Source organism: Flavobacterium sp. AC267, assembly GCF_979258715.1.
This window is the reverse complement of record NZ_OZ409875.1, coordinates 3,067,870-3,093,286: the sequence shown is the minus strand read 5'-3', so window position 1 is coordinate 3,093,286 and position 25,417 is coordinate 3,067,870. Positions and strand designations below refer to the sequence as shown.

Annotated in this window: 17 protein-coding genes and 10 pseudogenes; 14 read left to right on the top strand and 13 right to left on the bottom strand. The window is 32.7% G+C overall.

Features of this window, described 5'->3' with window-relative positions; all coding sequences use genetic code 11:
* Positions 1-37 precede the first annotated feature (37 nt).
* The 4 genes and pseudogenes from argC to ACZZ95_RS16170 form a co-directional block, all read right to left on the bottom strand.
* Positions 38-1,015: an N-acetyl-gamma-glutamyl-phosphate reductase gene (argC, locus tag ACZZ95_RS16185; RefSeq protein WP_463469802.1), complete on the bottom strand. Its 978-nt coding sequence runs from the start codon at positions 1,013-1,015 to the stop codon at positions 38-40.
* Positions 1,008-2,200: pseudogene (locus ACZZ95_RS16180) on the bottom strand (argininosuccinate synthase). The gene argC and the pseudogene ACZZ95_RS16180 overlap by 8 nt, the downstream one beginning before the upstream one ends.
* Before the next feature lie 55 nt (positions 2,201-2,255).
* A pseudogene (locus tag ACZZ95_RS16175) lies at positions 2,256-2,904 on the bottom strand (GNAT family N-acetyltransferase).
* A 468-nt stretch (positions 2,905-3,372) separates the two neighbouring features.
* A pseudogene (locus ACZZ95_RS16170) lies at positions 3,373-5,644 on the bottom strand (M1 family metallopeptidase).
* A gap of 185 nt (positions 5,645-5,829) precedes the next feature.
* Here ACZZ95_RS16170 and ACZZ95_RS16165 point away from each other — a divergent pair.
* From ACZZ95_RS16165 to ACZZ95_RS16155, 3 genes are all read left to right on the top strand, one after another.
* Positions 5,830-6,681 (top strand): aldose 1-epimerase family protein, encoded by an 852-nt coding sequence (locus ACZZ95_RS16165; protein WP_463469801.1) that lies wholly within the window; start codon positions 5,830-5,832, stop codon positions 6,679-6,681.
* 3 nt (positions 6,682-6,684) lie between these two features.
* Positions 6,685-7,233 (top strand): GNAT family N-acetyltransferase, encoded by a 549-nt coding sequence (locus ACZZ95_RS16160; protein ID WP_463469800.1) that lies wholly within the window; start codon positions 6,685-6,687, stop codon positions 7,231-7,233.
* A gap of 112 nt (positions 7,234-7,345) precedes the next feature.
* Positions 7,346-7,798 (top strand): DUF3575 domain-containing protein, encoded by a 453-nt coding sequence (locus ACZZ95_RS16155; RefSeq protein ID WP_463469799.1) that lies wholly within the window; start codon positions 7,346-7,348, stop codon positions 7,796-7,798.
* A 103-nt stretch (positions 7,799-7,901) separates the two neighbouring features.
* On the opposite strand, the pseudogene ACZZ95_RS16150 reads toward ACZZ95_RS16155, so the two are convergent.
* Positions 7,902-8,124, bottom strand: a pseudogene (locus ACZZ95_RS16150) (VF530 family protein).
* Between the two features lie 244 nt (positions 8,125-8,368).
* Here ACZZ95_RS16150 and smpB point away from each other — a divergent pair.
* From smpB to ACZZ95_RS16130, 4 genes are all read left to right on the top strand, one after another.
* A complete protein-coding gene (gene smpB, locus ACZZ95_RS16145; RefSeq protein WP_463469798.1) occupies positions 8,369-8,824 on the top strand; it encodes an SsrA-binding protein SmpB in 456 nt (151 codons plus the stop codon).
* A gap of 81 nt (positions 8,825-8,905) precedes the next feature.
* Positions 8,906-9,100: a hypothetical protein gene (locus ACZZ95_RS16140; protein ID WP_463469797.1), complete on the top strand. Its 195-nt coding sequence runs from the start codon at positions 8,906-8,908 to the stop codon at positions 9,098-9,100.
* The gene (locus ACZZ95_RS16135) at positions 9,087-9,545 is read left to right on the top strand and encodes a hypothetical protein (protein WP_463469796.1); all 459 of its coding nucleotides are present in this window, start codon (positions 9,087-9,089) and stop codon (positions 9,543-9,545) included. The genes ACZZ95_RS16140 and ACZZ95_RS16135 overlap by 14 nt, the downstream gene beginning before the upstream one ends.
* An 84-nt stretch (positions 9,546-9,629) precedes the next feature.
* Positions 9,630-10,637, top strand: coding sequence for a helix-turn-helix domain-containing protein (locus ACZZ95_RS16130; RefSeq protein WP_463469795.1), 1,008 nt, complete (start codon positions 9,630-9,632; stop codon positions 10,635-10,637).
* 26 nt (positions 10,638-10,663) lie between these two features.
* Here ACZZ95_RS16130 and ACZZ95_RS16125 read toward each other — a convergent pair.
* A pseudogene (locus tag ACZZ95_RS16125) lies at positions 10,664-11,304 on the bottom strand (protein-L-isoaspartate(D-aspartate) O-methyltransferase).
* A gap of 211 nt (positions 11,305-11,515) precedes the next feature.
* Here ACZZ95_RS16125 and ACZZ95_RS16120 point away from each other — a divergent pair.
* From ACZZ95_RS16120 to ACZZ95_RS16090, 7 genes and pseudogenes are all read left to right on the top strand, one after another.
* Positions 11,516-12,482, top strand: a pseudogene (locus ACZZ95_RS16120) (Gfo/Idh/MocA family protein).
* Between the two features lie 90 nt (positions 12,483-12,572).
* Entirely contained in the window at positions 12,573-13,460 is an 888-nt protein-coding gene (locus ACZZ95_RS16115) for a 3-hydroxyacyl-CoA dehydrogenase family protein (protein WP_463469794.1), read from the top strand.
* 12 nt (positions 13,461-13,472) lie between these two features.
* Positions 13,473-14,132, top strand: a complete 660-nt coding sequence (locus tag ACZZ95_RS16110) for a YggS family pyridoxal phosphate-dependent enzyme (protein ID WP_463469793.1) — start codon at positions 13,473-13,475, stop codon at positions 14,130-14,132.
* A 75-nt stretch (positions 14,133-14,207) separates the two neighbouring features.
* Positions 14,208-15,571, top strand: a pseudogene (locus ACZZ95_RS16105) (exonuclease domain-containing protein).
* Between the two features lie 30 nt (positions 15,572-15,601).
* Positions 15,602-16,441, top strand: coding sequence for an ion transporter (locus tag ACZZ95_RS16100; protein WP_095951598.1), 840 nt, complete (start codon positions 15,602-15,604; stop codon positions 16,439-16,441).
* A gap of 152 nt (positions 16,442-16,593) precedes the next feature.
* A pseudogene (gene miaA, locus ACZZ95_RS16095) lies at positions 16,594-17,513 on the top strand (tRNA (adenosine(37)-N6)-dimethylallyltransferase MiaA).
* A gap of 78 nt (positions 17,514-17,591) precedes the next feature.
* Positions 17,592-18,339 (top strand): annotated as a pseudogene (locus ACZZ95_RS16090) (acyl-[acyl-carrier-protein] thioesterase).
* A gap of 172 nt (positions 18,340-18,511) precedes the next feature.
* On the opposite strand, the gene ACZZ95_RS16085 reads toward ACZZ95_RS16090, so the two are convergent.
* The 7 genes and pseudogenes from ACZZ95_RS16085 to coaE all read right to left on the bottom strand — a co-directional run bounded on the left by ACZZ95_RS16085 (position 18,512) and on the right by coaE (position 25,415).
* Positions 18,512-19,045 (bottom strand): tetratricopeptide repeat protein, encoded by a 534-nt coding sequence (locus tag ACZZ95_RS16085; protein WP_463469792.1) that lies wholly within the window; start codon positions 19,043-19,045, stop codon positions 18,512-18,514.
* The gene (prfH, locus tag ACZZ95_RS16080; protein WP_463469791.1) at positions 19,032-19,721 is read right to left on the bottom strand and encodes a peptide chain release factor H; all 690 of its coding nucleotides are present in this window, start codon (positions 19,719-19,721) and stop codon (positions 19,032-19,034) included. The genes ACZZ95_RS16085 and prfH overlap by 14 nt, the downstream gene beginning before the upstream one ends.
* Positions 19,709-20,332 (bottom strand): hypothetical protein, encoded by a 624-nt coding sequence (locus ACZZ95_RS16075; protein WP_463469790.1) that lies wholly within the window; start codon positions 20,330-20,332, stop codon positions 19,709-19,711. Before ACZZ95_RS16075 ends, prfH begins: the two co-directional genes overlap by 13 nt.
* An 8-nt stretch (positions 20,333-20,340) precedes the next feature.
* Complete coding sequence (locus ACZZ95_RS16070) at positions 20,341-21,732, bottom strand: RtcB family protein (RefSeq protein WP_463469789.1); 1,392 nt, start codon at positions 21,730-21,732, stop codon at positions 20,341-20,343.
* A gap of 714 nt (positions 21,733-22,446) precedes the next feature.
* Positions 22,447-23,163 (bottom strand): response regulator transcription factor, encoded by a 717-nt coding sequence (locus ACZZ95_RS16065; RefSeq protein ID WP_017497133.1) that lies wholly within the window; start codon positions 23,161-23,163, stop codon positions 22,447-22,449.
* Positions 23,164-23,166: 3 nt separating this feature from the next.
* A pseudogene (locus ACZZ95_RS16060) lies at positions 23,167-24,759 on the bottom strand (sensor histidine kinase).
* 59 nt (positions 24,760-24,818) lie between these two features.
* A complete protein-coding gene (gene coaE, locus ACZZ95_RS16055; RefSeq protein ID WP_463469788.1) occupies positions 24,819-25,415 on the bottom strand; it encodes a dephospho-CoA kinase in 597 nt (198 codons plus the stop codon).
* Positions 25,416-25,417 lie beyond the last annotated feature (2 nt).

The following is a 25,417-nucleotide window of genomic DNA, read 5'->3' as shown; positions in this document are numbered from 1 at the left end:
ATTAACCGAATAAACGATTAACCGCTTAACCAACAATTTAAAATCCGCTTGGTTTCAAATGTAAACCGGTCGTTTCTTCTAATCCGAACATTAGATTCATGTTTTGAATTGCCTGTCCTGAAGCACCTTTGGTTAAGTTATCTATGATTGATGTTATTAAAACCCGGTTTCCTTTTTTCAATAAACTGATGATACATTTATTCGTCTGCACCACTTGTTTCATGTTGATGTTTGTTGTGGTAACTGTCACGAAAGGTTCGTTTTTATAGAAATCTTCGTATTTAGCAACCAATTGTTCCAAACTATCATCTGAAAGAGTATATAATGTTGCAAAAATTCCTCTTGGAAAATCTCCTCTATTTGGAATAAAAAGCAATTCGCTTTCAAAATCATCCTGCAATTGCACTAAACTTTCTCCAATTTCTCCTAAATGCTGGTGTTCAAAAGCTTTGTAATGTGACATGTTGTTATTTCTCCAGCTAAAATGTGAAGTTTCAGATAAACTTACACCTGCGCCCGTACTACCTGTAGTAGCATTAATATGCACATCATTGTTCAATAAATTATGTTTTGCTAAAGGAAACAAAGCCAATTGAATAGCTGTTGCAAAACAACCTGGATTTGCAATATAATTTGCTTTTTTAATTTCTGCTTTATTCAATTCAGGCAATCCGTAAACAAAATCTTTTCCTTCAAAATGAGCATCTTTATTCAATCTGAAATCGTTTCCTAAATCGATAATTTTAGTGTGGCTCGCGAATTTATTTTCTTGTAAAAAAGAAATTGATTTTCCGTGTCCCAAACATAAAAATACCACATTTACTTCTGGATTTATGACATCAGTAAAATTCATTTCGATATCGCCCATCAAATCGTGGTGCGCCACAGAAAGTGGTTTTCCAGCATTTGTAGTACTGTAAACAAAATCGATGTTTACTTTTGGGTGATACATTAAAATTCTGATGAGTTCTCCGGCCGTGTAGCCTGAACCACCAATTATTCCGACATTAATCATGATCTAAATGATTTACTGATGAAAATATGTTTTGAGCATTTCCTAAAATCTTAATAAATCCTTTTGCATCATCAGATGTCCATGCATTGTTCATTTCTCCGTATTGACCAAAACCTGTGTTCATCAAATCATTATCAGATTCGATTCCGTCAAGCGAAAAATGGTATGGTTTTAATGAAACGGTTACAACACCATTTACTGTTTTTTGTGTGTCTTGCAAAAACGTTTCAATGTTACGCATTACAGGATCTAAAAACTGACCTTCGTGAAATAACATTCCGTACCAGTTTCCTAGTTGTTCTTTCCAGTATTGTCGCCATTTACCCAGCGTATGTTTCTCTAATAAATGGTGCGCTTTAATGATGATTAACGGAGTCTCGCTTCAAAACCAACTCTTCCTTTAATTCCGATAATAGTGTCACCTACGTGAATATCTCTACCAATTGCAAATGCATTTGCCAGTTTTTCAAGAGCCACAATATTATTAGAAGGTTTATCCATTATACCGTTTAATCCAACTAATTCTCCCTGTTCAAAATGCAATCTTACTTTCTCTTCTCCTTCTTTTTGTAATTGCGAAGGATAAGCATCACTTGGCAAAGGCTGACTTGAAGTTAAAGTTTCTTTTCCTCCAACACTTGTTCCCCAAAGTCCTTTATTGATCGAATATTGTGCTTTTTCCCAAGAATAGTGAACTCCGTTTTGAGCCAGATAATCTACCTCTTCTTGTCTTGATAATTTTAAATCTCTAATTGGCGTAATGATTTCAATTTCCGGAGCAATAGTTTGGAAAATTAAATCAAAACGAATTTGATCGTTTCCTGCACCCGTACTTCCGTGTGCAATCGCGCTTGCTCCTACTTTTTTAGCATATTTTATAGCTTCAATTGCTTGAAAAACACGCTCTGCACTTACTGATAATGGATAAGTATTGTTTTTTAATACGTTTCCAAAAATCAAATATTTTATAGCTTTATCATAATATTTATCTACGATTGTAAGGTTTGCGTGCTGTGCGCTTCCTAATTCGTAAGCTCTTTTTTCAATAGCTGATAATTCTTCTGCGTCAAATCCTCCTGTATCAACAAGTACAGTATGAACTTCGTATCCTTTTTCATTTTTTAAATATTTCAAACAATACGAGGTATCCAATCCTCCGCTATAAGCTAATACTACTTTTTTCATTTTTTATAATTTAGGCTAATACTTTCGTATGTAGCAGTTTGAGATTTCTTTTTGATTAAATTTTAAATAAAAAAATAAACGACAATATTTTGTTTAAGAATAAAGCCTGCTTAATTTTTTTAAGTCTGCTTAAAACAGCCTCGTTAAAAGGATGTCTTGGCGGTGTTTTTTGTTTTTCTTTTGGGTCGTATAACATTCCGGTACAAAGGCACATTTTGTTTTCTTTGCTTTGCAGAATAGGAAAATTGGTACAGGTTTTACAGCCTGCCCAAAAGCTTGGATCAGTTGTAAGTTCTGAGAACGGAACTGGTTTATAACCCAATTCTGAATTAATTTTCATTACAGCAAGACCCGTTGTAATTCCAAATATTTTAGCATCTGGATATCTCTTCAAAGAATAATCAAAAACTTTTGATTTTATCTTTTTCGCCAAACCTAAACTTCTATAGTCAGGATGTACAATTAATCCCGAATGTGCCACGAATTTTCCGTGCTTGCCAGCTTTCGATATAACAAAAACCAGCAAATTTCCCGTCTGCCAGAGCAATCATTGCATCACCATTCGACATTTTTTTCTGAATGTACTCAGGAGTTCTTTTAGCAATCCCTGTACCTCTCAGCAAGGCAGATGATTCTATCGTATCGCAGATTTCTTGTGCGAATTTGAAGTGTTCTTCCTGGGTAACAACAATAGAGATCTTCATTTCAATAATTGAAGTTAGAGTTAAAAATTAAAGCATGTTGTTTAATTTGAAATCCAGAATTGAATCCAATAAAATTAAGCAAAATAAAAGTAACACCTTCAAAATCAAAAAGTTGATTCAGAAAGTTTACAAAATAAAATATACTTTTAGGATATGTTTGTCCAATGGACAAATTATGTGATTTCAAAATGAAAAATGGATATGAATAAATATACGGCTATAAAACTCAGTGGATACTATAGAGATAGTGTCCGTACTTCGGGAGAAGTAATCGGTGAGTTTGTCCGTGACAAAGAAGTTATATGTAAACTTATTTTATTCATCGGTGCAAAAGTACACTATTTTTTTATTTACAAAACAAAAAATTAAAATTCTAACATTTTTTTTTGGTTTTGTTAATATACACAAAAACAAAACCCGATAATTATTTCTAATTATCGGGTTTTGAATATTTTAAAAGTTTAAATATTATTTCTTAGTAAATTGCATTACTTGCCCATTTCCTAAAATTGTCATATCGAAACCAGTTTTAGCTTCGTTAAATTTAAATCTTAATCCAGCTCTAGGCGATTCAAAAGTATCTTTTTCATTTGGAACAGGATCCAAAGAAAAATTAGGATAGTTTGGAAGTTCAGCAGTTAAAACACTATTTCTATCTACCAAATTGATAGTCAAAGGCGATTTAGCTGTAACATAACTACCTACAAATCCATCAATTATAATAGCTTTCTCTACTTTTCCTTTTCCAGCAGTCCAAACATTATTTGACTCGTTGTTGTCTGGGAAAACGTGATCAGGATCAAGAGTTATACTTTCAATTTCTTCTGTTGAATTATGTTTGAAAGACCAGCTGTTATTGCGCCGCCAAATTTCTACCGGTAGATTTACTCTCGAAACTTTTCCGCTTTTTGTTTTAACATCTAAAACGATTGGCATTGGCATTTTATCAAAATTTTCAACCGTGATTACAACACCTTTTGAAGGATCATTTTTTACATATTTAATTGAGTTGATTCCTTGATCAAATCTCCAGTTATTTACGTACCAGCTTCTCCAGAACCAGCTTAAATCTTCACCTGCAACATTTTCCATAGATCTGAAAAAGTCATCTGGCTGTGGATGTTTGTAAGCCCAACGCTCAATATAAGTTCTAAACGCAGTATCAAAACGCTCTTTTCCTAAAACTTGTTCTCTCAAAAGAATAAGACCAGCACTTGGTTTAAAATAACACAACATACCGATGTTTTTTTCTTTCATATTATCAGGAGAACTCATAATAGTTTCTAAATCAGGACGAGTGAAAGATTCTGCTTCTTGATGTAAATCTGATGCAGGTTCTTTGTATTCTCCATTATTAAATGCGACTGTGCTCAATGAATTGATAAAAGTATTAAATCCTTCATCCATCCATCCGAATAATCTTTCGTTTGAACCAACAATCATTGGGAACCAAATATGACCAAATTCGTGATCTGTAACTCCCCATAAATCTTGTCCTTTAGATTTCCATCCACAGAATACAATTCCAGGATATTCCATTCCGCCCTCATTTCCTGCAACGTTTGTCGCGACTGGATAAGGATATTCAAACCATTGTTTAGAATAATGCTCGATCGATGCTTTTACATATTCTGTAGAACGTCCGTATCTTCGCCTGACCTGCACTTTCAACAGGATAAGCTGATAAGGCTAAAGATTTTTTACCGCTTGGAAGGTTAATTTTTGCTCCATCTAAAATGAAGGCTGGAGAAGATGCCCAAGAAAAATCACGTGCATTTTTTATTTTATAATGCCAAGTTTTTTCTGTTCCAGCGTTTGTATTTGCTGTTGTTGCTACATCTTCTGCCGAACGAATAACTACAGTTTTATCGCTGTCAGACGCTTCTTTATATTTTTTGAACTGATCGCCAGAAAATACTTCCTGACCATTCAATAATTCTCCAGAAGCCACTACGTAATGATTTGAAGGAACAGTTAATTTCACATCAAAATCACCATACTCCAAATAGAACTCAGAAGCTCCTAAATACGGCGCAGTGTTCCAGCCTCTTACGTCATCGTAAACACACATACGAGGGTACCATTGTGCAATAGTGAAGATTTTTCCGTTTTTAGTTTCTAAAACACCCATTCTATCAGAACCTTCGAATGGCGCAGTGAATGAGAATTCGATTTTAATTTTTACAGTCGCTCCTTTTGTCGCCAATTCTTCTGGAAGAAAAATCTGCATTCTTGTGTCTGTAACAATATATTTTGCTTCAACTTCTGTTTTCTTTTTTCCAACAGCCGTTACTTTTACCGATTTAATTTTGTTTCCACCATCAAATACCTGCCCTTGAGCACCGTTACGGCTTCCTGTTAAAGGCACAACAGCATTTCCTCTAGAATCTTCTTTAAATAAATTCTGATCTAAATTCAACCATACAAATGATAATTTATCTGGACTATTATTTGTATAAGTAATCTCATCTGTACCTACAATTTCATTTGTAGTTGCATTTAATTTTGCTGTGATTTGATAATCGGCTCTATTCTGCCAGTATTCTGGCCCGGGCTGACCGCTTGCGGCACGCGTAGTAGTTGCATTTTTTGTATAAAAATGCGGACCAAATGCATCATGATAATTATAATTATTTACCGGATTTGTTGCTGTCGCTGACGGGGTTTGTTGCGCCCAGATTGAAGAAATCCCAAAAAATAAAGCCGCGGTTAAAATGGCTTTTGCACATTGCTTTTTCATATTTTTTAGCTGTTTATGTAGCAAATTAATGAAAAAAAAAGCTATTTACAGAGAAAATTCCAAACATAAATTCAATTTTAGCAAAATTTTATCAATAAAATAATTTCTGTCATTTTATTAGAAAACTAAATTTTATAAAATATATTTACATCAACATAAAAAATATTCATTTTACACTTGCTATTTTGACTACAACTATTTCAAATTCAACACTAAGCGCTTCTATAAAACATTCTGGAGCTGAGTTATTTTCTATAAAAGACAATCAAAACAATGAATACATCTGGGAAGGAAACCGTGATTTTTGGGGAAAGCACTCGCCTGTTCTTTTTCCAATTGTTGGTACTTTAAAAAATAACACCTATAAAATAAACGATACCGAATACAATTTATCCCGTCATGGTTTTGCTCGTGATATGGAATTTGAACTGATCGATAAAAGCGAAAACCAAGCTGTATTTTCTTTACAATCAAACGAAGAAACTTTAAAAAAGTATCCTTTTGAATTTGAGTTACAGCTTATTTATACTTTAAACGAAAATTCTTTAACTATAGAATATAAAGTTAATAATAAAGGAGAAGAAAAAATGCCTTTTTCTATTGGAGCTCATCCTGCAATTGCATTGCCTGGTAATTTTGAAAACTATGCTTTAAAATTCGAAAAAGACGAACCTTTAAAATATAATCTTCTTGAAAATGATTTAATTTCGGATAAAACTGAAATATTAAAAACGACAGAAAATTTAGTTCCGTTAAACTATAAAATTTTTGAAAACGATGCTTTGGTTTTTAAAACATTAGAATCAAATTCACTTACCATTATTAAAGACTCAAAACCTTATGTACAGGTTGACTTTGAAGATTTTCCAAGTTTAGGAATTTGGACAAAAGAAAATGCACCTTTTATTTGCATTGAACCTTGGTTTGGCTATTCTGATACTGCAGATAATTCAGGCGATTTATTTCAAAAAGAAGGTATTTTAGTTTTAGAAGCAACTCAAAGCTTTCATTCAAAATTTAGTATTAAAATAGTATAACAAATGTTAGAATTTAACTTCCATCCCTTTCCAGTAATAGAAACAGAACGTTTAGTTTTAAGAAGAATTACAAACGATGACGTTAATGAAGTTTTCGAATTACGTTCGAATCCAGAAACTATGAAATATATCCCAAGACCATTGGTTAAAAACAATGAAGATGCGCTGGCACACATTGCAATGATCGAAGAAAAAATAGAAACAAATATTGGAATCAACTGGGGAATTACATTACGAGACAATCCTAAACTTTTAGGTATAATTGGCTATTACAGAATGCGACCTGAAAATTATCGTGCCGAAATTGGCTATATGTTATTACCTGAATTTCATGGAAAAGGGATTATTCCCGAAGCTGTAAACGTGTTGATAAAATATGGATTTGAAAATTTAAAATTACACTCGATTGAAGCTGTAATTGATCCTGAAAATTATGCATCTGAAAAAGTATTACAAAAGTGCGGATTCGTAAAAGAAGCTCATTTTAAAGAATCTGAGTTTTATGAAGGGAGATTTTTAGACAAGGTAATATATTCATTATTAGAAAAGTAGAAATTTGTTCTTGTTAAAATAACCTATTACACAATAGTTCCTTGCCATTATACGTTATATTTGCGCTCGAAATTGGCTAAAAAACAGCTGTTTTTGAATCGAAAACATTTTTATGAAAAAAATACCCGCCCTAATTGTTCTTTTGTTTTGTCTGCAATTACAAAGTCAGACTTTTGTAAAATTTAATGGTGCAACCGCTTTAGTTGCAGTCCCTAATATAGGAATTGAAACTAGCATTGGAGAAAAAATGACCTTTAGCGTTGACGTTATGGCTTCTTTTTGGGAATCATTTGATGGAAACAATCCAATGAAATTTGTTACTGTAACTCCAGAAGTTCGTTACCATTTTAAAGAGAAATACAATGGTTTCTATATTGGAGGTCACATAGGTGCAGATAAATACGAGTTACAAAAATGGAATTATTGGGATACTAATAAATACGAAGATGGTTTTGGATATAGATTGGGAGCAACTGTAGGTTACAACCTAAAATTAAGTGATAAATTTTTACTTGACTTTTTTGTTGGCGTGCTGGCACCAAGGGTTCTATCATGGCTATTATAACGACGGAACTCCTGGAAGATATGACAAAGCCCCTAACTATAATAAAAGTGGTGAATGGCTTCCTTATCGTGGAGGAGTTATGATTTCGTATAAATTATAAGAGCTAGAATTTTGGCAGTGATTTTACGTATAAATCTTCTACTTTTTTTTCGAGCCCAATCTGTTTTTCTTAAAAAAGTAAGACTAGATTTTACACTCGGATTGGATTGAAAACACTTAACTGGAATTAACTCTCCCAAAGTCTCAAAACCATAATGAGCTACTAGAGTTTCTAGAATTTTTTGAAGTGTAATTCCGTGTAAAGGATCTTTGGACTGATTTTGCATTTTAATTTTTTAAATTATATAAAAGACCATACTCTAAAAAAGTATGGTCTTTCTTTTTTGCAAAATTACTAAATAGAATTTTACAGCAATCAAATAAAGAATAAATTAGACTAAGAATTTAAATTATGAAACAAACTTAGAAATAAGCTTTTTGGTCTAGAATGATTAAAATCATAAATTAAAAAAAAACTTTAATTATCTTAGCCTTCATAAAGTTTTTCAATTTTGTCTTACATTTGCACTTATGTTAAAATCAGTCAATATATTAAATAAAAGAGCCCGATTTGATTACGAAATAATCGATACCTACACTGCTGGAGTTGTTTTATCAGGTACAGAAATCAAATCGATACGTTTAGGAAAAGCGAATATCACAGAAAGCTTTTGCGAATTTAGCGGTCTGGAGCTTTTTGCTATCAATACTTATATCGAAGAGTATTCATTTGGAAATCAATTCAATCATAAATCAAGAAGCGAGCGAAAATTGCTTTTGAATAAAAAAGAATTAAAAACACTCCATAAAAATGTTCAGGCAAAGGGACTTACTATTGTTCCTCTGAAATTATTTACGAATGAAAAAGGTTTAGCAAAATTACAGATTGGTCTTTGTAAAGGAAAGAAAAACTACGACAAACGTGAATCGCTAAAAGAGCAAGACACGAAACGTGATCTAGATCGAATTAAAAAAGCTTTTAATTAAAAAGCTTTTTTAATTTTACTTAAACACCTATTTATTAATATTTTATAGTTATTTTTACTTGTAAACATTTAACTGTAAAATATGAAAAAGTACTTATTGTTGTTTTCCGCTGTAGTTATATTTTCTAGCTGTGCAAGTAACACTTCTATTGTAAACAGCTGGAGAGATCCAAAAATCACTGTTTCTCAAGAAAATTTCAAAAAAGTTTTAGTTGTCGTTTTAGTTAAAGACGAAGCTTCAAGAAGAGTTGCAGAAAATAGAATTGCTTGCTGGTAACGAAATTTTCAAAACTTCCTATCAATACTTAAACGAAAGCACCAAAGACCTTACAAAGGAGCAGAAGCTGAAAATTCTTCAAGATGAAAATTTTGACGGCGTAATTACAATGCGATTAGTAAGCAAGGAAAAGGAAACAACTTATGTTCCTGGAACTTACACTGGAATGTATTACGGAGGTTTTGACGGAATGTACACAGGAATGTACGGATACGGTTTCGGAAATTGGTACGGAATGTATTCTCCAAACTTTTATGATCCAGGATATTATCAAGAAACAACTTCGTATATGGTTGAGACCAATATTTTTTCATTAAAAGAAAATAAATTAATCTGGACAGGAACTACAGAATCACAGTATGTGACAGATTTAGGCCAAACAGTTGATGCAATCATGCAGGCAGTAGTGAAGGAAATGAGAAAAGACGGATCTTTACCAAAATAAACAAATAGAAAAGCAACAAACAAAATGTTGCTTTTTTTGTAATTACAAAATTGACTAAATTTGTCAAGACTAAATTCTTCATAAATGAAATCGCTTTTAAAAAATGCCAGAGAACAAAAAGGCTTAAAGACCCGCGAATTAGCGCAACTAGCTTCTATTGATCAGGCATTGATTAGTAAATTTGAATCTGGAACAAGAAAACCAACCAAAGATCAAATTTCAAAACTCGCTCAACTTTTAGAAATTGATTATGAAACCTTAATAATTGCCTGGCTTAAAGAAAAAATTCTTTATGAAATTGGTGATGAAGAATTTGCTTTGAAAGCACTGCTTCTGGCTGAACAGGAAATTCAAAACAATAAAAAAGAAATTAACTCCATCATAATATCTTCTGTTCAAACTATTTTAGATGAAATTGAAATCTTAAAAAATAAAATTCAGTCTTTTAATCATTTTGAATTACGTCAAATTTCAAAAACATTAGAGTTAGAATTTATTTTTAAAAGTATCAGCCTAAACGGAAATTCTTTGACATTGGAAGAAACTAAATCTGTTATAAATGATGGATTAACCATTACAGGCAAAAGCATGCAAAATCATCTTGAAGCTATTAATTTTCAAGAAACGACAACTTACATCAAAGATTTAAGTCAGAAGAAAGTATATCTAAATGAAAAAGAATTTCTCACAATTCACAATCTAATTTTTAGGGGAATTGAATCTGAAAATTCAGGAAAATATAAAAATGATTCATTTGTTATACGTGAAATGAATTTATTCTTTAATTGGTATGACACACATAAAAATAATCTTCATCCCATAATTCTGGCAACTGAAGCACATCTAAAAATACTTGAAATTAATCCTTTTGATCATGGAAATCTTCAAATGGCGAATTTAATCTTAAACTGGATTCTACTTCAAAACAATTATCTGTATGCTTCAATTGAGGGAAATCAAAATAGTATCAATGAATATTTTTCTATTTTGAAAGAAAGTCAAAGTAAGAATGATAAATCTATTTTTATTAATTACATTCTTAGAATTGAAAAACAAAATCTACAGCGAGCTATAAGTTTAACAGTTAAATAAAAAAGCCCAATAAATTGGGCTTTATATTAATTTTTATCTTCTAACAAAGGAACAAATCTAAATTCCCCAAACTCATGTTTTTCAAATTGAGTTTCATTTTTTCGGATTAATAAAGTCATTATCTGAACGTCTTCACCGAGCGGAATCACAAGCCTTCCTCCTATTTTCAATTGCGCCATTAATGGCTGTGGAATAAAAGGCGCGCCAGCCGTTACAATAATACTGTCAAACGGAGCATAATTTGGTAACCCTTTGTAACCGTCTCCAAAAGAAACATGCTTTGGACGAATATTTAGTTTTGGAAACAAAATAGAAGTCTGCTTAAATAATTCTTTTTGTCTTTCAACAGTGTAAACTTTGGCACCAAGGTTAAACAAAACAGCAGTTTGATAACCTGAACCCGTTCCTATTTCCAGAATTTTGTGCTCTTTTTTTACTTCTAATAACTGAGATTGAAAAGCAACAGTGTAAGGTCGCGAAATAGTTTGTCCCGCACCTATAGGAAATGCCTTATCTTGATAAGCATAATCTTCAAAACTTGAATTCAAAAAAGGTGTCTTGGGATTTTTTTTATCGCCTCTAAAACCGCTCTATCAGTAATTCCTTTTTGTTCTAAAGTGCTTACTAATTGATTACGAAGTCCTTGATGTTTGGCAGTGTCTTTCAAAATGGGTAGGTTTTATTTTCGCAAAAGTAAAGAATCTAAAAAGGAAATCAAATATTGATTTTTAAATAATAAATTAATAACATCGAAGTCAAAAGCAGAAAGTCAAAAGCTCTAGCTGATAATTTGCAATTCATAATTCACAACTCACAATTAGTTAAATTCATTTTTACATTCAACAAATAAATTCTATTTTTGTTTAAAATACATTCTCATGTTAAAAGTAGGAGTTTTAGGTGCTGGTCATCTTGGTAAAATACATTTACGCTTATTACAACAATCTGACAAATACGAATTAGTTGGATTTTATGATGAAAATCAAGAAAATGCCGAAAGAATCTCAAAAGAATTTGGCTATAAAAACTTCAGCACAATTGCAAAACTCATTCACGCTGTCGACGTGATTGACATTGTAACTCCAACACTTTCGCACTACAAATGTGCAAAAGTAGCAATCAAATCAGGAAAACATATCTTTATAGAAAAACCAATTGCTAACACTGTTGATGAGGCGGAAGAAATTATCGCTTTAGCAAAAGAATACAATGTAAAAGGTCAGGTTGGACATGTCGAGCGTTTTAATCCTGCTTTTATTGCAACAAAAAACATGATCGAAAACCCGATGTTTATAGAAACACATCGTTTGGCCGAATTTAATCCGCGTGGGACAGATGTTCCTGTGGTTCTAGATTTAATGATTCATGATATTGATGCGATTTTGAGTGTTGTCAATTCAAAAGTAAAAGATATTCATGCCAGCGGCGTTTCTGTAATTAGCGACACTCCAGATATTGCCAATGCTCGAATTGAATTCGAAAATGGTCGCGGTAGCAAACTTAACGGCAAGTAGAATCTCAATGAAAAACATGCGTAAATCTCGTTTTTTTCAAAAAGATGCCTACATTTCAGTTGACTTTTTAGAAAAGAAATGCGAAGTAGTTCGTATGAAAGATGCGCCAGAAGTTCCTGGAGATTTTGATATGATTCTCCAAAATGCCGAAGGTATAAAAAAACAAATCTATTTCACGAATCCAGATGTAGAGCAAAATAATGCTATTTTGGACGAATTAGAATCGTTTGCAAACGCAATTAATACCGATACAACTCCTGTTGTAACACTTGAACAAGCCACAGATGCCTTACGTGTTGCTTATCAAATTATTGATTGTTTCGATAAATAAAAGACGTAATTTAAAAATAAATTAGCCACGAATTCACGAAATAATTGGTGAATTCGTGGCTAAATCATAAATATAATACCAATATATAAAATGAAAACTATAGCTGTGATTGGTGCAGGAACAATGGGTAACGGAATTGCTCATACATTTGCACAAAGCGGATTTACCGTAAAACTAATCGACGTTTCAGAAAAATCATTAGATAAAGGAATGGCAACTATTGCGACCAATTTGGACCGTATGCTTGCAAAAGGTACTATTACACAGGAAGATGTTGCCAAAACTATTACCAATATTATTACCTATACTGATATTAAAGATGGTGTTGTTGGTGTTGATTTAGTTGTAGAAGCTGCTACAGAAAACATAGAGCTTAAACTAAACATTTTCAAACAGTTAAACGAAGCTTGTTCTCATAATACCATTTTGGCAACCAATACTTCTTCAATTTCGATTACACAAATTGGTTCTGTTGTTGCGCATCCAGAACGTGTTATCGGAATGCACTTTATGAATCCAGTGCCGATTATGAAATTAGTTGAAATCATTCGCGGTTACAATACCAGCGATGAAGTGACGAAAATCATCATGGATTTATCTCAAAAATTAGGAAAAGTTCCTGTTGAAGTAAACGATTATCCAGGTTTCGTAGCTAACAGAATTTTAATGCCAATGCTAAACGAGGCAATCGAAACGTTATACAATAAAGTTGCAGGAGTTTATGAAATCGATACGGTAATGAAATTAGGAATGGGACACCCAATGGGACCTCTTCAATTAGCTGATTTTATTGGTCTTGACGTTTGTCTTGCTATTTTAAATGTAATGTACGAAGGTTTCAAAAATCCAAAATATGCTCCTTGCCCACTTTTAGTTAATATGGTAAGAGCTGGAAAATTAGGCGTGAAATCTGGTGAAGGTTTTTACGATTACAGCGAAAGTAAAAAAGCAGAGAAAATCTCTAAGCAGTTTTTATAAAAAAGAAATATCATGTCGATTCAATCGAATTTAAATACAATTAAAGAAAGTTTACCTGAACACGTAACATTAGTTGCCGTGTCAAAAACTAAACCTGTTTCAGACTTATTGCAAGCCTACGAAGCTGGCCAGCGCATTTTTGGAGAAAACAAAATCCAAGAAATGACAGAGAAATGGGAAGAAATGCCAAAAGATATTCAATGGCATATGATTGGTCATGTTCAGTCGAATAAAGTCAAATTTATGGCGCCTTATGTGAGTTTAATTCATGGCGTTGATAGTTTGAAATTATTACAGGAAATCAATAAACAAGCTTTAAAACACAATAGAACAATAGATTGTCTTCTTCAAATATACATTGCCGAAGAAGAATCTAAATTTGGTTTAGATGAGAACGAATTAAACGAACTTTTAACTTCTGTGCAGTTTAAAGAGTTAAAAAATATTCGTATCTTAGGTTTAATGGGAATGGCAACTTTCACAGAAAATCAAAACCAAATTAAAAAAGAATTTACCCGTTTAAAATCCATTTTTGATTCGATAAAAGAATTGAAAACTGAAAACTGCAACCTGAGCACCATATCAATGGGAATGTCCGGAGATTACCAATTAGCTATAGAATGCGGAAGCACAATGATACGCATTGGAAGCGACATTTTTGGCGGACGTTAATACCGCTGTAAAGACGCACAACAATGCGTCTCTACGAAAAAACTGAATACTAAAAACTGAGACTGAACACTTAATTTGTACGCAATACTAGACATAGAAACTACTGGAGGCCAGTTTAATGAAGAAGGAATTACCGAAATCGCCATCTATAAATTTGATGGACACGAAGTAGTCGACCAATTCATAAGCCTTGTTAATCCTGAAATTCCGATTCAGCCTTTCGTTGTAAAGCTGACTGGAATCAATAATGCTATGTTACGCTCTGCTCCCAAGTTTTACGAAGTGGCAAAACGCATTATTGAAATAACATCAGACTGCGTTATTGTAGCTCATAACGCTTCATTCGATTACCGAATTTTACGAACAGAGTTCAGACGTTTAGGCTATGATTTTGAAGCCAGAACACTTTGTACCGTAGAATTAGCTAAAAAACTAATTCCAGAACAACCCTCATACAGTTTAGGTAAATTAGTACGTGCACTCGGAATTCCGATGGCCGACAGACATCGCGCCAGCGGAGACGCAATGGCAACCACAAAGCTGTTTAAAATGCTTTTGGAAAAAGATGTCGAAAAAACAATAGTAAAAGATTTTATAAAATTGGAAGTAGAAAAAGGAATCGCACCAAAATTGCTAGACCTTTTAAACTTAATGCCAGCTAAAACAGGCGTTTATTATATTTATAACGAAAGCGGTAAATTAATATACATTGGCAAGAGCCAAAATATAAAAAAGAGAATCAACCAGCATTTTACTGGAATTACAACTAAAAGTAAAAGAATTCAAGCTGAAGTTTTTACTATAACATACGACGAAACTGGAAGTGAATTAATTGCGCTTTTAAAAGAAAGCCAGGAAGTAAAAGTAAATCGTCCTATTCACAATCGTTCGCAGAAAAAATCTTTTTTCCCTTTTGCATTGTACGCCGAAAAAGACGCAAACGGCTATATCAATCTAAAACTAGAAAAAGCAGACGGACGCAAAAAAGAAATCACCTCATTTGTTTCTTTACAGGAAGGTAAAAATGCACTTTTTAAATTCACGGCAAAATATCATTTATGTCAAAAACTGACAGGATTATATCAAACCAAAAAAGAGTGTTTTCAATATAAAATTAAAGAATGCGACGGCGCGTGCGTTGGCGAAATTACTCCTGAAGTTTATAATTTAAGAGTACAGCAATTTATTTCTGAAAATAGTTTCGAAAACAAAAACATGATTTTGATTGACAGAGGCCGAAATGTAAACGAGCGAAGCGCCATCTTAATCGAAAATGGAAATTACAAAGGTTACGCCTATTACGATCTTAATTATCAGATTACTAACATTGAAATTTTAAATAACATTCTAATTCCAATGCGAAGCACAACCGCGATGTAAAAAACATTATTCAAAACTACATCCGCAAGAGCAAATCTCTTAAAATTCTTCATTTTTAACAAAACAAAACTTTCATTATCTTCGTAGATATGAAAAAGAGAAAATCACAGTACGAAATCTTTAGAGAAAAAATCAAGATCATCCTTTATGGCACCAACACCATTTTAGGACGAATGTTCGATTTAGTTCTTTTAGGTTTGATTTTATTGAGCGTTCTATTAATAATGCTCGATACTGTTAAAGGCATAAGCTCAAAATACCACGAACAACTGCTTATTTGCGAATGGGTTATAACAGTATTCTTTACAATCGAATATATTTTACGAATCATATCCATTCAAAAACCAGTTAAATACGTCTTCAGTTTTTACGGAATCATCGATCTTCTCGCCGTATTACCCATGTATTTATCCCTGTTTTTTCCAGGCGCAAGTATTTTATCAATTGTCAGAGCCTTACGTTTCTTTAGATTATTCAAAATATTGCACATCCCGCAGATCTCACATCAATCCGTACAGCTAAAAGAAGCCATCGAAGCCAGCAAAGAAAAAATTCTGGTTTTCATCTATTTCGTTCTAATCAGCACCATAATCATCGGATCCATAATGTACTTGGTTGAAGGCAAGGAATCTGGTTTTACAAGCATCCCGATGGCAATCTATTGGACGATCGTAACACTTACAACAGTTGGTTACGGAGATATTTCACCGCAAACCCCTTTAGGACAATTTATTGCGGCATTAGTAATGATTCTGGGTTACGGAATTATAGCTGTTCCAACGGGAATTGTAACCGCAGAATTCGCCAAAAGCAGTTTGAGAAACAGCGCAGTAAGCACCAAAAAAACATGTAAAAATTGCAATTCGCAAGTCCATTTTGACAGCGCCAAATATTGCTATGAATGTGGAACAGAATTACCAAATAATTAATTTTAGAAGCTAATCCAGCTGTACATTGCAACTCCTCCTTATCTTTGTTGTTTTTTTAAGGCATAAAAGGAGCTTCCGCTGGTCGCTCTTTTACACCAAAAAAACGAACAAATATAAGTCCGGGGTTTCCATTTCCATCTGGGCTAAAAAATATGAAATACCTAATAACCATTGTCGGACCAACAGCCATAGGCAAAACAGCCTTGAGTATTGCTTTGGCACAACATTTTAAATGCGAAATCGTTTCTTGCGACAGCCGTCAGTTTTTCAAAGAAATGACAATTGGAACCGCAGTTCCTAATCAAGAAGAATTAAGTTCTGCCAAACATCATTTCATTCAAAATAAATCAATCTTTGAAAATTATACCGTTGGCGATTACGAAAAAGAAGCTTTATCCAAAATTGAAGAACTATTTCAAATCAATGATTTTGTAATTTTAATAGGCGGTTCAGGCTTATATGTTGACGCCATTTTAAAAGGTTTTGATGAGTTTCCAGAAATTGATCCGCAAGTTCGTTCAGAAGTAAATTCAAATTACGAAAAACTTGGAATTGAATATCTTCAAGAACAATTAAAAACTCTAGATCCAGAATATTATCAAAAAATAACTCTAGAAAATCCACAGACATTACAGAACCCGCAAAGAATGATGCGTTTTGTAGAAGTCTGTATCGGAACACAAAAACCTTATTCCTCCTTTCTAAATCAGAAAAAAAACAACCGAAATTTTAATCCAATTTTAATTGGTTTAGATGCCGAAAGAGAAATTATTTACAACCGAATCAATCAGCGAGTTGACATAATGATGAACGAAGGTTTACTCGAAGAAGCAAAAGCCCTTTATCCTAATAAAGCGTTAAATGCGCTTCAAACCGTCGGTTATAGAGAATTATTTAGTTATTTTGACGAAGATTTCACCTTGCCTTTTGCAATTGAAGAAATCAAAAAAATACCCGAAGATTCTCCAAAAGACAATTAACGTGGTTCAAAAGAAACGAAAACACCAAATGGTTTGATTATGCTACAGATAGAAAAGAAATTATAAATTACATAGAAAATCTTCTAAAGTAAAAGTCTTTTTTCTTTCCTTTTTTTCTATTCTCTAAAAGAAAAATCTAAAATCAACAATCTAAAATCTAAAATAATAAAATGCCAATATCTCCAAATTTCACATCAGTTTTAAGCAAAGACTGGGAAATCAATTTCACACAATGCACGCCAGCGGGTTTCTTAAAATATACCGATTTATGTAACATTTTACAATTGACCGCCGCCGCACATTCTGAAGTTGGAGGAATTAGCTTTTATGATATGCAGGAATTTCACCAAGCTTGGGTTTTAAGCCGAATGCGGGTTGAAGTTCATGCTTTACCAAAATGGCAGGATGTTGTAACCGTAAAAACATGGATCAACAGTTTAGAAAATTCACGTTCAGTTCGTGCTCTTGAAATGTATGTAAACGGCAAGAAAATAGTAGGTCGCGAAACCTATTGGGCTGTTTTCAATACGCAGGCACGTCGTCCAGAACCATTAGCTTTGCCATACGAACATTTTGAATTATTCCCAGAAAATAGAGCAACCGCAGAAGGTTTCTCAAAAAATAAATATCAACCACGAAAAAGAAGCCGTATTTGAAAAAACAGTTTATTTATCAGATTTAGACATTGTAAATCACGTAAATAACGTAAAATATCTAGAATGGTGCCTTGATCACGTTGACCCAAAAAGAATTATGAAACAAGAAGTGAAAAGCTTCGAAATGAATTTCATGAAAGAACTTTCGCTAAAAGATAATGTTGTTATTCACGAAAGTGAAGACGACGATCACACAACAGCAACATTCAGCATAACAAAAGGCGAAAAAACCTGCTTTGCTTTGGAGCCGCACTGGAAATAAACTACTTTGGTTCCTGCAAGGTTTTCAAAACCTTGTAGGTATGTTATTATCGTACTAGATTATAATTTAAATAAAAAGTATGGAAGTGTAACACCTACAAGGTTTTGAAAACCTTGCAAGAACTCATACTAAAATAAAAAACGATGCAAATTGCATCGTTTTTTATTAAAAATCATTTTGATTTCTTCTTAGAATCTTTCTTAGTTTTCTTTTTCTTCTTTTTCTTTAGCAAATCAATTTTACTTTGAATTCTTTTTTCTACTTCCGTAATATCAGAATCAAAAGCAAATTGCAAACTTGTGAGTTTAGCATTTTTAATTTCTGTCAATGCTTTTTTAAATTCTTGACGTGCTTCTAACAGAATCGCTTTCTTGACATAAATATCGGATTTGTTTATTCCCTTTATTTTTAGAGCAAAATCGATTAATTTTTGTGCTTCCTCATAATCTTCATTCAAAATTAAAGTTTGCAAATAATAAGGATATACTTCAAACGCATAAATATTAATCGATAAAGCTTCTTGAAAGTATAATTTTGCTTCTTCATAATTCATTAATTGTTCTGTCTGAATTCTTCCATACAAGCACAAAACCATTGTATTTTTTGGATCATACGATAAAGCATAATCTAAAGATTCTATTGTTCCTTCAAGCCAATACGGATAATTATCCAATGCCTGAAAAACGTATTTATCAATTGTTTTCATTTCGTAAATCTTGTTTTAATTTTTGACGAGTTCCTTTATAACTTTTCGTTACTTTATCTTTTTTGAAATCACTTCCAGTAAAAACTCTAATAGGATTTCCACGCTGAATATTTAGCTGATTTTCCCATTGTTTCCCAACGTGATTCTTAAGTTGCCGCAAAGTTTCGTCTTCTAATTTTTTTAATAATCTTTCTGTTGCCAGTTTTTTATTTTGATGTCGCGAACGGCTGTCCATAGAAACGACTGCAATTCCAGTTGGAATATGCGTAGCCCGAATAGCTGAACTTACTTTATTTACGTGCTGACCACCAGCGCCAGAACTTCGCATCGCCTGATACTGAATATCATTTTCTGAAACTGATGTATTTTTCTGCGGTTCGATCTCAAAAATTCCAATGAACCAATTCTTACGCTTATGCATTTTCCTAAACTGACTTTGTCCAATCCATTGAACGGTTCCAATCCATGAATTCACAAACTGATCTGCATTTTTACCTTTTACAGCAATCGATGCCGTTTCAACAGTTCCGTTTTCCTGACCCGCTTCGCGCTGCAATAAAACAGTTTCTAATTGCTGTTCCTGCGCCTCTTCTAAAACTTTTTTAAGCACTTGGGCAACTACCCAAGTGCATTCTGCAGGTCCGCGACCCGCTGTTATTTGAATTATTTTTTCCATTTTTCTAATATTTTAAGAAGCTTTTCCCTGTTCTTTGCTTCTTTGACAAATTTTGGCAAACGAGTCGCTAAACTTGCTGAATAGTTTATTTTAGAGTTTCTTTCTCGCAAACTTGCTCCAATATATCTTTCCATATAAATAATATGCTCCTGATTATAAGCCCAAAAGACCTTTCTATCTATTTCTTTTTGAAACCAAAGAGGTAAATTATAATGTTGTTCTCGTACTAAACCATCGCCAATTTTAGAACTTTTTAAAATCTCTTTAATTTTTGGTTTCCAATCTTCCTGAAAATTACAATGTGGACATCTCGTCTTATGCTTTCCTGGTTTTTCCTTTAATGATTGTGATTCAAATTCATATTTTTCATAACAATTATTGCAATACGTATTCCCATAAGCTATGTATTGATAAATAGGCTGTTCTAGTTTATAGTAACAATGTTTACATTCAAAAATATTTGAATAGTCGTAACACCTGCCACATTTACAATCTCTATCTATTTTACTACTTTTTACACTTGCCTTAGAATCACATTTAGGACATCTAACGAAAATCTCATTTGAAAAACTTCCCAACCATTTATTTTCATCTTGAAATCTTTTCATCATCTTAATTTTTAACGGTCCATTCTAACAATCTTTGGTGTAAAAGTTCCTAGAACTTCGACCAAATCAGTTTGGTTTGACATCACTTTTGTAATGTCTTTGTATGCCATTGGCGCTTCATCAATATTTCCGCCAATTAAGGTTACATCATTCGCTTTCAAAACTTTTTTGATTTCGCTTTGTGTGAAAGTACTTTTACACTTTGCTCTCGAAAATAAACGTCCCGCACCATGCGAAGCAGAATTTAAACTTTCAGTATTTCCTTTTCCTTTCACAATGTAACCAGGCGCCGTCATCGATCCTGGAATAATTCCAAACTGCCCTTCAGCAACAGGAGTTGCTCCTTTTCTATGCACAATGCATTCCTGACCGTTTACCGTTTCTTTCCAAGCAAAATTGTGATGGTTTTCAATGGTTACCACTACCCTTTTTCCAATCGCTTTAGCAATACGTCTGTGAATATCATCATGACATGCTTTTGCATATTCACCAGCTAAATTCATAGCAAGCCAGTATTCCTGCCCGTCATGCGTATTTAAATCCAACCAAGCCAAATGCCGCACATTTTTTGGTAACGGACATTGTTTTGTCGCCAAATACGTGTAATGTTTCGCAATATTAGCACCTAAACCGCGCGAACCGCTATGCGAAAGCACAGCAAAATATTCTCCTGCTCCTAACTTCCATTCATTCTCTGGATTATCAATTTTAGCGATTCCAAATTCTACGAAATGGTTTCCTCCGCCTGAACTTCCCAATTGTTTATAGGCTTTTGGTAAAAGATTCTTCAACAATGGAATATCTTGAAATTCACTTTTATAAAACACTTCATGATCTACTCGTGAAGCATGAACTTCATTCATTCCAAATTTGGTATTGTCTTTTAAAATTGCTTGCAATTGATGTTCTTTTCCTTTGAAATGCGCCGCTGGTAAATCAAAAATTGAAAGACTCATTCGGCATCCAATATCAACACCAACTCCATATGGAATTACAGCATTATCAGTCGCTAATACGCCCCCAATTGGCAATCCATAACCTGAATGCGCATCTGGCATTAAAGCTCCAGCTACCGAAATTGGCAGTTTCAACGAATCATACAATTGAAATTTTGCCTGCTGATCAATTTCATTTTCTCCAAAAATTGTAAAAGGAGCTCTCGTTGTTTTCAACTGATGCATTCTTACCTGAACAGGTTTTATCAAGCCTTCAGCAACTTTTCCCCAAGTACCATTTCCTTCATACTTTTCAGGATTTAAGAGAACATCTTTTGCCTCTGTTAGAATAGATTCCTTTTTTTCTCTTTTTCTATATCTGTTTATCTGCCCTAAGGCGATGTTTATTGAATTATTTTTTGGAAAGCCTAATTTAATCAGGTCTTTTCCAGATAATTTATTTCCCATAAATCGTTTAATTGTTGGTTGTGCAAGCTCCAATCAAATTGAAACAAAAGTTCAAAATGAATTAAGCATGCAAAATTTTTATCCTTTCGGATAATGTTAAATGTTCTTTCGGGAAAATTTGAAGTGTCTAGAATAAAAAAAGCCCGAAACTAAATGTCTTCGGGCTTTTTTATATATCTAAAAATGTATTTCTAGGATTGAAATAAGCCACGAAGAAGCGCCGCACCAAATCCGTTTGGTGTGAAGCTTTGTGATGTCGATGTAAGTACAAACATTCTCTTCGTTTTTAAAGGGTTATTATTTTTTTCGAGTGCAAATATTCAGAATTGTTTTTTGATTTTCCAAATTTATTTTAAAGAAAATTCATCTAAAAAAATAATTAAGATTATTTAGAGCTTCTAAAAATCATGTTATCTTATTAAATACCAAAACCTTAGCCCTGATAGAAGCGGTATCCTTTTTCTTGCTTCTTTAGCAAGAAAAAGATACAAGCGGATAGCAGGAAATAGCTCTAAATTAAGATTAAATTCAAAATTTAAAAATCCAAACTCCAATTTTACCGTAATTATAAGTAAAAAAATAAGAAGCTATTTATGCGGAATCTTTGTCAAAGTTCAAAACTTTGACAAAGATAAAAAAGGTCTCATAAGTTAAAACAGAAACATAAAAAAAGCCCTGATTTCTCAGGGCTTATATTTTTTTAGTGTGAATTTGTTATTCAGTTACTTTACTTTTCACAACCAAACGGAATCCTTCTCCGTGGATGTTTAAGATTTCAACATCTTCATCTGCTTTTAGATATTTTCTAAGTTTTGCGATGTAAACGTCCATACTTCTTGAAGTAAAATAGTTGTCATCTCTCCAGATTTTTGTTAAGGCTAATTCTCTTGGCATTAAGTCATTTTCATGAAGAATAAGCATTTTAAGCAATTCATTTTCTTTTGGAGATAATTTTATCGGCTCTTCATCTTGGAAAGTCAAGAATCTAAGTTTTGAATTTAAATGGAATTTACCAATATTAAATTCAAATTGTACTTGTTCCGCTTTTGTATCAGCAGATTTTCTTTGAATGATTGCTTTAATTTTCATTAAAAGAACCTCTGAATCAAAAGGTTTATTTAGATAATCATCAGCACCAGCTTTATAACCTTTCAGCACATCTTCTTTCATAGATTTTGCTGTTAAAAATATAATTGGCACTTCACTGTTCTTTTCTCTAATTTCTTTTGCTAAGGTATAACCATCTTTATATGGCATCATTACGTCAAGAATACATAAATCATATACATCTTTCTTGAATTTCTCGAAACCTTCCATACCGTTTTTAGCTAAAGTAACTTCAAAGTCATTTAACATTAGATAATCTTTAAGAACTGCCCCAAAATTTAGGTCATCTTCTACTAAAAGTATTCTTTTGTTATTATTTTCCATATTTTAATTTATTAATGGTATTTTTATTATAAAGGTGCTACCTTTTCCTTTTTCGCTTTCAACATATACTTGACCGTTATGGTCTTCTACAATTCTTTTTACATAAGCCAAACCTAAACCGTGGCCTTTTACATTGTGCAGATCTCCTGTATGCTCTCTATAGAATTTCTCAAAAACTCGCTTTTGAGCTATCTTACTCATTCCTAGACCGTGATCTCTTATTTTTATCAAAATCATATCTTTTACATTTTCTGTAAAGATTTCGATTTCTGGAACATCTGGTGAATATTTAATGGCATTTTCCAAAATATTAACCAAAACATTGGTAAAGTGCACTTCGTTTATTAAACTCGTTGTTCTTGCGAAGCATTAAAGTGCTTTACAACAGTACCTTTTCTATCTTCTAAAATTAGATTTACATGTTCAATTGCATCATCAATAATATCATGAATTGCAGTTGGTTCTTTGGTGATGTCGAGTTCTCTTTTTTCTAATTTAGAAATACGAAGAACGTTTTCAACCTGTGCATGCATTCTTTTATTCTCATCCCGAATCATTTGAAGGTAACGAAACACTTTTTCTTTATCTTCAATAATTCTCGGATTCTTGATAGCATCTAATGCTAAATTTATGGTTGCAATTGGAGTTTTAAACTCGTGTGTCATATTATTAATAAAATCTGTCTTGATCTCAGAAATATGTTTTTGACGCAGTAACTGATTTAATGCACTCGTATAAGCAACGATAATAATTAATGTAAAAACTATCGATAAAATAGTAATACTTAATAATTCAGATAAAAGGAATTTCTTTTTTATGAGGAAAAGTAACTGATAATTCATATTTACTATTTCCTTCATTATCTGTAAAAACTGGAATACTGTAAGTTGCCTCTTTATCTAAAGAATGAAATCCATCAGATTTAATCTTCGTTGGAATTCCGTTACTGTATATAGCGAATTCAAACTTAGTTTTAACCTCGTATTCTCCCAGCTCTTTTTTTAATAACTTATAAAGCTTGTCTCTTGTTATTCTTCCTTCAATTGGAGTTAAGGAGGCAATATCTTTATATTGGATCTGCTGTTGAACTTTATTTAAAATATCTAAACTTCCCGATTTTTCAAATCTCTGATCAGGAATTATACTTTGACCTAAATTATTATTATCAATACCGTTGTCGTTATTGTAAACCTCTGTTACTCTTTTTGAACTGAAATTTTTAAAACGCTCATTACTGAATTTTTTATTAAAAATAGAGTCGCTGATATCATAATCTTCCGATGTCAATGTACTAGAATAAACGATTGTTTTATTCGTTTTAGTGTTTCTTTGTACATAAAGTACTTCCAGTAAATCTTCTTTTTTTGGAATTTTACCCGTACTATCTTTTATACGGTTGTATTTGTCGTAGAAACTGTACTCTTCTTGTTGTTCCAGTTTGTCTGCAACATTTCCAATAACTTGAGTAACGTGGTATTTAAATTGTTCTTCATTATTCTTGAACGAAGAATTGAACCAAAATACCTGTACCAGAATTATCCCGATTAAGGACAAACTCATCAATAAAACAAGTATTCTAAAAAATAATTTATTCATCGAAACAAAATTAATATTTTAACAATATACTAAATAATACATTAACCAAATATTAACATTTAAGACTGATTTTGTTTTATATTCAAAATTTTAAGAATTTTAACAACTTCTTCTTTAGCAACTTTAAGATTATCGTTATTAATCACGAAATTACTCATAGAAATTCGTTTTTCGTCATCCCACTGCATTTTCATCCTGCTTAAAACTTGCTCTCTTGTCGTCTTATCTCTCTCAATAACTCGCTTAATTCTTATTTCTTCCGGAGCCGTAATTGTTATAATTATGTCACATTCTTTATAACGCTCGCTTTCAAATAAAATAGCGACTTCATAGATAACATAATCAAATTTTTTATACTCCTGAATCCACAATTCAAAATCATGTTTTACCGCTGGATGCACAATTGCATTTAACTTTGCTAATCGTTCTTTATCATTAAAAACTATCTCAGCTAATTTTGCCCGATTTAAAATTTCTCCATCGAAAATGTCTTGGCCAAATGCAGTTTTTATTTCATTAATTATAAAAGCTGACTGCATTACTCTCTTGGCTCCATCATCTGCTATATAAACAGGAATTCCCAATTCTGCAAAATAGTTTGCGATAGTTGTTTTACCACTCCCAATTCCGCCTGTAAGACCAATAACTTTTGTCATTC